This window comes from Citreicoccus inhibens (genome assembly GCF_019039035.1).
In the GTDB taxonomy this organism is placed as follows: Bacteria; Myxococcota; Myxococcia; order Myxococcales; family Myxococcaceae; genus Citreicoccus; species Citreicoccus inhibens.
This window is the reverse complement of the sequence record NZ_JAHNZT010000002.1, coordinates 321,558-330,391: the sequence shown is the minus strand read 5'-3', so window position 1 is coordinate 330,391 and position 8,834 is coordinate 321,558. Positions and strand designations below refer to the sequence as shown.

10 protein-coding genes are annotated in these 8,834 nt (G+C 69.1%); all 10 read right to left on the bottom strand.

The window, feature by feature from the left end:
- Nucleotides 1-18: 18 nt before the first annotated feature.
- The 10 genes from KRR26_RS03960 to KRR26_RS03915 all read right to left on the bottom strand — a co-directional run bounded on the left by KRR26_RS03960 (nucleotide 19) and on the right by KRR26_RS03915 (nucleotide 8,827).
- Nucleotides 19-825, bottom strand: a complete 807-nt coding sequence (locus KRR26_RS03960; RefSeq protein ID WP_120204116.1) for a DedA family protein — start codon at nucleotides 823-825, stop codon at nucleotides 19-21.
- 16 nt (nucleotides 826-841) lie between these two features.
- Entirely contained in the window at nucleotides 842-1,825 is a 984-nt protein-coding gene (locus KRR26_RS03955) for a hypothetical protein (RefSeq protein WP_217079152.1), read from the bottom strand.
- 67 nt (nucleotides 1,826-1,892) lie between these two features.
- Nucleotides 1,893-2,363 (bottom strand): cyclic nucleotide-binding domain-containing protein, encoded by a 471-nt coding sequence (locus KRR26_RS03950; protein ID WP_217079151.1) that lies wholly within the window; start codon nucleotides 2,361-2,363, stop codon nucleotides 1,893-1,895.
- A 32-nt stretch (nucleotides 2,364-2,395) separates the two neighbouring features.
- Entirely contained in the window at nucleotides 2,396-2,911 is a 516-nt protein-coding gene (locus KRR26_RS03945) for a gamma carbonic anhydrase family protein (RefSeq protein WP_120204112.1), read from the bottom strand.
- Between the two features lie 39 nt (nucleotides 2,912-2,950).
- Nucleotides 2,951-4,336 carry a tRNA (N6-isopentenyl adenosine(37)-C2)-methylthiotransferase MiaB gene (gene miaB, locus KRR26_RS03940; protein WP_120204110.1) on the bottom strand — a complete coding sequence of 462 codons (1,386 nt, stop codon included), beginning with the start codon at nucleotides 4,334-4,336 and terminating at the stop codon, nucleotides 2,951-2,953.
- Nucleotides 4,337-4,423: 87 nt separating this feature from the next.
- The gene (locus tag KRR26_RS03935) at nucleotides 4,424-4,945 is read right to left on the bottom strand and encodes a hypothetical protein (protein ID WP_120204108.1); all 522 of its coding nucleotides are present in this window, start codon (nucleotides 4,943-4,945) and stop codon (nucleotides 4,424-4,426) included.
- A gap of 32 nt (nucleotides 4,946-4,977) precedes the next feature.
- Nucleotides 4,978-6,375 carry a vWA domain-containing protein gene (locus tag KRR26_RS03930; RefSeq protein WP_120204107.1) on the bottom strand — a complete coding sequence of 466 codons (1,398 nt, stop codon included), beginning with the start codon at nucleotides 6,373-6,375 and terminating at the stop codon, nucleotides 4,978-4,980.
- A 25-nt stretch (nucleotides 6,376-6,400) separates the two neighbouring features.
- Complete coding sequence (locus tag KRR26_RS03925) at nucleotides 6,401-7,690, bottom strand: class I SAM-dependent RNA methyltransferase (RefSeq protein ID WP_120204105.1); 1,290 nt, start codon at nucleotides 7,688-7,690, stop codon at nucleotides 6,401-6,403.
- A gap of 37 nt (nucleotides 7,691-7,727) precedes the next feature.
- The gene (locus KRR26_RS03920; protein ID WP_120204103.1) at nucleotides 7,728-8,117 is read right to left on the bottom strand and encodes a TIGR02266 family protein; all 390 of its coding nucleotides are present in this window, start codon (nucleotides 8,115-8,117) and stop codon (nucleotides 7,728-7,730) included.
- 53 nt (nucleotides 8,118-8,170) lie between these two features.
- Entirely contained in the window at nucleotides 8,171-8,827 is a 657-nt protein-coding gene (locus KRR26_RS03915) for a CoA transferase subunit B (protein ID WP_120204102.1), read from the bottom strand.
- Nucleotides 8,828-8,834 lie beyond the last annotated feature (7 nt).

Genomic DNA, 8,834 nt, shown 5'->3' with positions numbered 1-8,834 from the left:
CGCCCCGCGAGCGCGGACCTACTTCTGAAGCTCTCGGAGCGGATCCGCAGGCGAGGTCCGCTCCGAGGACACATCGAAGAAGGAGCTGCTGCTGGGCGCGCGCGACGACGCCACCGTGTTCGGCTCACCGGACTCGCCCTTCGTCGAGGAAGCCACCTCGGGAGGAGTCGACACAGGCGATGCCTTCGCCGCCGCGGCGCGCTGATTGGCGGCACGGCGACGGCTCCACAGGAAGTAGCCCACGGCCAGGACCGCCAGCGTCCCGAGGACCGCGACCTGGCCCTCCTTCATCTTGGAGATGACCATGTCCAGCTCGCTGCCGAAGTGGAAGCCGAGCCACACGAACACCGGCGCGGACAAGAGCGCGGCCAGCCCATCCCAGAAGATGAAGCGCCAGTACGGCATGCCCACCGAGCCCGCGGTGAAGTACGTCACCGCGCGCACGCCCGGCATGAAGCGCGCAATCATGACGATCTTCTGGCCGTGCGAGGTGAAGAGCGACTCCACCTTCGCGCGCTTCTCCGGGGTGACGATGCGCGCGAAGAAGCCGCCCGCCCCCCCCTTCCCATCACGCCCGATGCGCGAGCCCAACCGCCGCCCCGCCAGGTAGATGAGGCTGTCGCCCGCGAGGATGCCGAAGAAGCCCACCGCCATCATGACCGGCAGGCTGGCGGCACCCTTGTGCGCGAGGAAGCCTCCCAGGATGAGCGAGATGTCTTCCGGAAGAGGAACCCCCAGGCCGCACGCCACCAGGATGCCGAACACCGTGGCATAGGCGATGAACCCCTGTGAGTTTCCCAGCAGCTGGGTGAGCAGATTCTCCACGCGTCGTTCCGTCCGTTCACTTCCGGAGGGGGCGCGCGGAAACCACCCGAGCCAGCCCCTCCAGCGCCCAAGCATCAACCGGGCGCGAGTCCTCAAAACTCCGAGCCAGGGCCTTCAAACCGAAGTACCCCTCCCGCCCGGCCGCCACGTAGGCCGCTTCCGGCGCTCCCGTGGCCGACAGCGCCAGGGCGCGGCTGAGCAGCGCCACACCGAATTCTCCCACCGATTCCTCGCGAGCCCCCTGCGCCCGAGCCTCCCGCCACACCGCCGCGCCCGCTGTCCACCGTGCCTCTAACTGCCTGCCTACCCGCTCCGCCAGCACCTGTGCGGCCCAGGCACGCACCAGGCACTCGGCACTCGGTGGCTCCCCGGCCCCCACGACAATCCGCCACCCTGCCCCTACCTTGGCCCCCCAACACTCACCTTTGGCACCCAGCAGGGTAACCACAAGCTGGACGGGGGGCTTGCCCTCGGGCAGGGAGAGCAGGCGTGCGGCCCGCTGGAGCGGCGCATCCACCACCGGGAGCCACTGACGTTGAGCGGCCCGATGCGCCTCGAAGGTCTGCTCGCGAAGTGAGCGCAGGGGCCACTCCGCCTCCACCCGTGTCAACACGTCGTCAAGACCCGTCAGGTCGGATGACGCCGTGTCACCCAGCACATGCCCCACGTAGTCCCTTAAGCGCCGGGGGTGTGCGTCGAAAAGGGCCTCGGCCTGCACCAGGGCGGCCGGGGAAGCCGAGCGGAGGGCCTCGCGAACGGCGCTCCGAGCGGGCCCGAAGTCATGCGCACGAATCGGGTGCTCGCGAAGCACGGGGGCCTCGTCGTAGCCCGCGCGATTCAGCAGCGCGAACAGCGAGAACACGCGGTCGTCCGAGCGGATTTCGATTCCACCGGGAGACCAGACGCTGGCGAACCAGTCCGCATCAGTGCCCGCCGCACGCGCACTGCCGGGCCCCAGGGCCACGAACAGGACGGAGGACACCAAGACACGCAGACGCATGAGCGGTCCGCACGCTAGCACGGCAACCGTACAGGCAGGCCGGCGAAACGCGCGCCGCGCGGACGCTTCAAGCCGCGGGGGCCTTGGTGATGAGCGTGCGGAGCATGTCGCGGTTGTCCCGCGCCTTCGTTCCGAAGTGGCTGACGATGCCCATCAACAGCTTGATGCAGGCCTGGGGCTTGGAGACGAGCAGCTTCTGAAAATCCGCGAAACGGATCTCCAGCGCCGAGACATCGGACACGGCCGTGGCCGAGCACAGCCGCTCGCCCTTCTGCACGAGCGCGAGCTCTCCGAGCGGCTCCCCTGCGCCCACCTCGCCCAGCGACACGTCCTCGCCCGACACGCTCTTGGCGCTCAACCGCACCGCGCCCTCCCCCACAATCAGCAACGACTCGCCCGGCTTGCCCTCGGTGAACAACACCGAGCCCTTGGGAAAGGCCCGAGTCACCGCCACCCCCGCGAAAATCTGGATGCCGGTGTCGGTGAAGCCCTTGAAGAGCGGGCACGCCTTGAGGGTCGTCTCGGGCACGAGAGGCATGGGAGTGTTCCTAACACGCACCAACCGTCGCGTCAGCGACTGGCGCGGTGCTCGGCGGCGGTGTGCACATAGTGGTGCGAGGACAAGACGAGGAACTCCCGCTCTGTCTCGGTCAGCGGGCGCTTGACCTTACCGGGCGAGCCCACCACCAACGAGCCCGGAGGCACCTTCGTGCCAGGCGTCAGCAGCGTCCCCGCGCCGATGATGCACTCGTCGCCAATCTCCACGCCGTCCATGACGATGGCGCCCATCCCCACGAGCACGCGGTTGCCGATGATGCAGCCGTGGAGAATCACGCGGTGGCCCACCGTCACGTCGTCCCCCACCTGAGTGGCGTACGAGTCCGCGGTGACGTGGACCATGGTGAGGTCCTGGATGTTGGTGCGCTTGCCGATGCGGATGGGATTCACATCCCCGCGCATGACGGCGTTGAACCAGACCGAGGAGTCCTCACCCAGCTCTACGTCACCAATCACCTGCGCCGAGTCCTCGACGAAGCAGCTCGGGTGGACGCGCGGGAGCACCCCGCGAAACGGCCTCAACGCCATGGCGATACCTCCAGGGATTGGGACAGCGGACGACGGACTTCAGGCCTCGGCGACCACGCAGGTCTGCGGCTCGACCGGATCCTCGACGGGCGCCACGGTGGGGCCTTGGAGCAGCGCCACCTGCTTGCCCGCGAGCTGGTTGGGCGTGGAGCGCTCCACCAGGACCTTCACGATGGCCCCGGCCTGCGCGTCGCCCTCGAAGTTCACGGTGCGGTTCTCCGGCGTGCGACCGAAGCGCTTGGTGGCGTCGTACTTCGAGTGCCCTTCCACCAACACCTCGACCTCGGAGCCCACCAGCGCCGCGGTGTACTCGCCGCTGATGCGCCGCTGCACCTTCTGCAGCCGCTCCAGCCGAGCCACCTTCACCTCGTGCGGCACCGGGCCCCAGTCGTTCTCGCGCAGCGCGGCGCCCGTCTTGGGACGCGGGCTGAAGACGAAGGAGAACTGGTTGTCGTAGCGCACCTGCTCGGTGAGCTGCATCGTCATCTCGAACTCTTCCTCGGTCTCTCCGGGGAAGCCCACGATGATGTCGGTGGTGACGGCGATGCCGGGGCGCGCCTCGCGCAGCTTCGCCAGCCGCTCCAGGTACTGCACCACGGTGTAGTCGCGCCGCATCATCTTCAGGATGCGATCGCTCCCGCACTGCACGGGGAGGTGGAAGTGGGGGCAGATCTTCGGCTGCGTGCGGAACGCCTCGATGAGCTCGTCGGACAGGTCATGCGGGTGGCTGGTGGTGAAGCGCACGCGCTCGATGCCTGGGACCTCGGCGGTGCGCAGCAGCAGCTGCGCGAAGCTGATGCCGCCCTGGTACGAGTTCACGTTCTGGCCAATGAGCGTCACCTCGCGCACGCCCACGCGCGCCAGGTCCGCGACCTCCAGCAGCACGTCGGTGAAGCCGCGACTCACCTCGCGACCGCGCGTGTGCGGCACGACGCAGAACGAGCAGACGTTGTCGCAGCCCTTCATCACCGTGACGAACTCGGTGACCTTGCCCCGTGACGTCTCCGCGTCCGCGCGAGGGAAGACGTACTCCTCGGAGTCCACGAAGGCCGTCTCGACCACGCGCTCGCGCTCGTTCTCCACGCGGCCGATGATCTCCGGCAGCTTCGCGATGTTGTCCGGGCCGAAGACGAAGTCGAGGTACGGCACCTTCTTCAGCAGCTTGTCCTTCTCCTGCTGCGCCACGCACCCCCCCACGCCAATGAGCGCCTTGCGGCTGGCCTTGACGGTGCGGTAGCGCCCCAGCGCGGACAGCATCTTGTCCTCGGCCTTCTCGCGGATGGCGCAGGTGTTGAGGATGATGAGGTCCGCGTTGTCCGGCACCGGGGTCGGCTCGTAGGACATCTTCGCCAACGCCTCGCTCATGCGGAGCGAGTCATTGACGTTCATCTGGCAGCCGAAGGTGTGGATGAAGTAGCGCTTCATGGGGTGGCTCTGGGTCTGAACGGCCCTGTCAAATCGGGCCCTTATGCGATGGCCCGGGCGGGATTGCAACCTGCCGGGCAGAGGGCTTCATCCCCGGCTGAGCAGTCGCGTCAGCCGGCTGTGGAGGTCCAAGAGCGGGGCCTCGCGCTGGCGCAGGAGCGCCAGGGTGGTGTCTCCGTAGCGCCGGGCGAGCGCGTCCGTGGCGCGCTCCTGCTTTGCCACCTCCTGCTGGAGTCGCGCGCGCAGCTCGGGCGCATCCGGGGTGTCCAAGGTCGCCCACCGCGCCAGCCTGGCCTGCAGCTGCGCCACCGCCCAGCGACGGCCGCAGAAGGCGCGCAGGAGCGCGGTGCCGGACTCCACCACCTGGGGCGCCAGCCCGCTGATGCGCACGGCCTCGGCGTGAGCGGCGGCCATGGCCTCGGCGGAGGTCAGGGCGCCCACGTGCGCCAGGAAGGTCTCCTGGAAGCGAATCAAGGCATCGAGCATCGCCTCGTCCAGCGGCAGGGCCGCCATGCGCAGCGTGCGGTCATCCGCCGCCGAGAGGTCCGTGCCGGACTCGACGTTGCGGATGTCCTGATAGGAGAAGTCGTCGAAGATCGAGGGGGCCATGCAGGGTTCCCGAGTCTACAGGGGGAAGGAAGTCAGGCGGGAACGAGCTGATCCGCGATGCGCGCCAGATCGGAGACCGAGGCCACCACCACCGCCTGATGGCAGTGCTTCTCGTAGGTGAGCATCTCGCTGTCGCCGATGCCCCAGTTGCCCCGGTCCTCGGGGCAGATCCACAACAGCCGCTTGGCCTTGCGCCGCAGATCCTTCAGCGCCCACGCGTTGTTGGGGTTGTAGTTATTGCGGCCGTCGCCAATGACCATCACCGTGGTGCGGCGGGTGATGCTGCCCAGATGGTCGCGCGTGAAGTCCGCCAGCGCGCGCCCGTAGTTGGAGTTGGCGCTGAGCGACACGGTGCGCCCCGCGGTGGCCATGTCGATGGCCTCGTCCACGTCCAGGTCCTTGAAGTACTGGGTCACCTCGCCCACGTCGGACACGAACACGAACGAGCGCACGCGCACGAACATCGACTGCAACGTGTGCATGAACAGCAGCATCATCCGCGAGGCGTTGCGGACCGAGTCGGACACATCGCACAGCACCACCAGCTCGGGGCGCTCCGGACGGCGCTTGCGAAACTGGGGCACCATGGGCACCCCACCCCACGGCATGTTGCGCCGGAGCGTGCGGCGCACGTTGAGCGCGCCCTTGCGGTGCGAGCGCTGCTTGCGGATGAGCCGGCTGCGCAGCTTGGCCGACAGCATGCGCACCGAGGCCTCCATCTGATCCACCTCCGCCTGGGTGAGCAGGTGCAGCGGCTTCTCCTGCACGCTGTCCGTGCGGCGCCGGATGCGGGCCTCGGCCTGCCGCTTCACTTCCTGACGCGCGGCCTCTTCAATCTTCCGCATCGCGCCGGCGACATGCCGCGAGACAATCTCGACGCCCTCGGGGTTCACGCCGCGCGCCCGCAGCTCGTCCTCCAGCGACTTCACGTCCGAGCGCGCGCGCTCCATGCCCGCCGCCGCCAGCATCCGCCGCGAGAAGAAGCCCGCCTGCATGGGGCTCTCCAGCTGAGACAAGTCCAGTTGCAACGACGCCTGCCGGAAGATCTGCGCCAGCCGGGCCCGGTCCCCCGAGAGGATGGCCTGCGCCAGCGGCGACATCTCGGGGAGCAGCAGGTTCATCTGGTAGATGACCATCTTCAGCAGGTCACCTTCGAGATAGCCCTCTTCCTCCAACTGCTTGGCCAGCGACTTGTCGATGGCCTCGAAGGTGCTCGCGGCGCCGGAGAAGAAGAAGTCGAACGCGCGGTTGAAGGTGTCCACGTCCAGCTCGCGCTTCACGAGCGTGGTGCGGAGCACGGAGCGGAACAGGGTCCGACTCTTCAAGCCCACCTCGGCGGTGGCGCGCAGGGCGTCCTGGACCTCGGACGTGCTGACGCGCACGCCGTTCTGGCGGAGCACCTCGGCGAACTCGACGATGCGGGCTTCCATGCGCCTCGGGTCCTCTCTGCTCGCGTCAGCGCTCGAACGACATGACGGCTTCGACGTGATGCGTCTGCGGGAACATGTCCACCACCTGCAGCGCCACGGGCCGATAGCCCGCCGCCACCAACCCCGCCGCGTCCCGCGCGAGCGAGGCGGGATCGCACGCGACGTACACCACGCGCCGAACCCCCAACGCCGTCATCCACCCCGCGATCCCCGCAGCCCCCGTGCGCGGCGGATCCGCCAGACACAGGTCGAACCGCCGGCCCTCGGATACCAGCCCGTCGCACACCTTGCGCGCATCGCCTTGGACGAAGCGCACGTTGCCCACCCCACCCTCGCGGGCGCTGCGCTGCGCGGCCTCCACGCCCACCGGCGACGTCTCGACCCCGAGCACCGACGCGGCACAGCCGGCCACGGGGAACGTGAAGTTGCCGTTGCCTGAGTACAGCTCCAGCACGTGGTCGCCCTCGCGCGCGGCCAGCTCCTGCACCGCGGAGGCGACGAGCCCCACGTTGGCCTCCGCATGCGCCTGCGCGAACGCATCCGGCCGCAGGAACATCGGCACCTCGGGCCGCAGCGGAGAGAAGGAGCGCAAGGACGGGCGGCCCACCACGCGAGGCGAACCCTCCTTCGGCACCAGCACCGCCCCCTCCAGCCGCAGCGCGCGCACCGCGCCCTCGGTCGCTTCCAGGTGTCGCGCCGTCACCGGACCGGTGAGGTTCACCGCGAACGCGGCAGCGTCACCCTCGGCGAGCAGCAGCACCTCCTCGGCGTCCTTCGCCAAGGGCTTGAGCAGGGGCGCGAGCTTCCCGGGGAGCGCGGCCAGCACGGGCGTCAGCGCGCCACACTCGGCGACAGGGATGCGCTCGTGGCTGCGCCGGCCGAAGTAGCCCAGCGCGCTCTTGCCCGCGAAGTGCAGCACCGCGCGGCGCCGGTAGCCCCAGTCACGCGGGGCCACCAGCAACGGCCGCACCGTGAAGGACTCGCGAGACAGGTGCCCCAGGTGCTCCAGCGTGGAGAGGACAATCTCCTGCTTCGCGGTGCGCTGCGCGGCCTCGTCCAGCTCCAGCCAGTCGCAGCCGCCACACTCCCCGGCCACCGGGCAGCGCGCCGGGCGCCGGGCAGGCCCCGCCTCCACCACCTGACGCAACAAGCCCCTCAGCACCCGCCCCTGGTGCTCCAGGTGGACGCGCACGGTGTCGCCGGGAAAGGCGCCGGGGATGAAGACGGTGCGCCCCTGCCAGGAGGCCACGCCCTCTCCGAGCTGCCCCAGGCGCTCGATGGTCAACTCGATGGAATGTTCAGGCAACGGCAGCATTCAGGCGCTCGGCGGGTGGCGCCCAGGGCGGCCACCCCTACTTGCGGCTCGCGTCGCGCTCGTCCGGGGGCAGCGCCGCGCGAAGGCGCTCCACGAACCGCTCGATGCGGGACCGCTTGTCGTCATCAACGTCCACGAACTCCACGGCCATCCCCGGCGACTCCGGCGCGGACGCTCCCGGCGTGTTCGAGCGCGTCACCCGTCCCGTCAGGTCCACCGGGAAGTCCGCCCCCGGCAGCGACACCAGCACCCGCACCAGCGTCCCCACGTCCAACGGCTGGGACGTATTGATGTACAGCCCGCCGCGAGACAGGTTCACCGCCCAGTCCGAGACGAAGCCCGCCACCGTGCGATACGCCACCGGCAGCTCGTGCTCAACGCGCGGGGCGCGGTGACCGGGGGATGTCTTCTCCAGGGAATCGGCCATGGTGGACTCCGCCGCGGCGCCAGGACGTCCGGCGCGCGGCGGAGGACCCTAGCTCAGAGCTTCATCTCGCGCAGGTCCGGCGCCACCTTCAGCGTCGGCTCGGTGAGCTTCTTCACCAGTTCCACCGTCACGCCGGGCGCCACCTCGCGCAGCACCAGGCCCTCGGGCGTCACGTCCAGGAACGCGTGGTCCGTGACGATGTGGTGCACGCACTTGAGGCCCGTGAGCGGCAGCGAGCACTTCTTGAGGATCTTCGGCTGCCCCTCCTTGTTCGCGTGCTCCATGGCCACGTAGATGCGCTTGGCGCCCACCGCCAGGTCCATGGCGCCGCCCATCCCCTTCACCATCTTCCCGGGGATCATCCAGTTGGCCAGGTCACCCTGCTCGCTGACCTCCATGGCGCCCAGCACGGCCATGTCGATGTGGCCGCCGCGGATCATCCCGAAGGACAGCGCCGAGTCGAAGAAGGCCGAGCCCTTGACGACCGTCACCGTCTCCTTGCCCGCGTTGATGAGGTCCGGATCCTCGTCGCCCGCGACCGGGTAGGGCCCGATGCCGAGCAGCCCGTTCTCCGACTGGAGCACCACCTCCACGCCCTCGGGGAGGTAGTTGGGAACGAGCGTGGGGATGCCGATGCCCAGGTTGACGTAGTAGCCGTCCCGAAGCTCCTGGGCGATGCGCTGCGCGATCTGTTCACGAGAGAGTGGCATGGGCTCC

Coding starts and splice junctions, on each gene's coding strand:
- KRR26_RS03955 (WP_217079152.1), bottom strand. CDS start 1,825: ATGCGTCTGCGTGTCTTGGTGTCCTCCGTCCTGTTCGTGGCCCTGGGG.
- KRR26_RS03950 (WP_217079151.1), bottom strand. CDS start 2,363: ATGCCTCTCGTGCCCGAGACGACCCTCAAGGCGTGCCCGCTCTTCAAG.
- KRR26_RS03945 (WP_120204112.1), bottom strand. CDS start 2,911: ATGGCGTTGAGGCCGTTTCGCGGGGTGCTCCCGCGCGTCCACCCGAGC.
- miaB (WP_120204110.1), bottom strand. CDS start 4,336: ATGAAGCGCTACTTCATCCACACCTTCGGCTGCCAGATGAACGTCAAT.
- KRR26_RS03935 (WP_120204108.1), bottom strand. CDS start 4,945: ATGGCCCCCTCGATCTTCGACGACTTCTCCTATCAGGACATCCGCAAC.
- KRR26_RS03930 (WP_120204107.1), bottom strand. CDS start 6,375: ATGGAAGCCCGCATCGTCGAGTTCGCCGAGGTGCTCCGCCAGAACGGC.
- KRR26_RS03925 (WP_120204105.1), bottom strand. CDS start 7,690: ATGCTGCCGTTGCCTGAACATTCCATCGAGTTGACCATCGAGCGCCTG.
- KRR26_RS03920 (WP_120204103.1), bottom strand. CDS start 8,117: ATGGCCGATTCCCTGGAGAAGACATCCCCCGGTCACCGCGCCCCGCGC.
- KRR26_RS03915 (WP_120204102.1), bottom strand. CDS start 8,827: ATGCCACTCTCTCGTGAACAGATCGCGCAGCGCATCGCCCAGGAGCTT.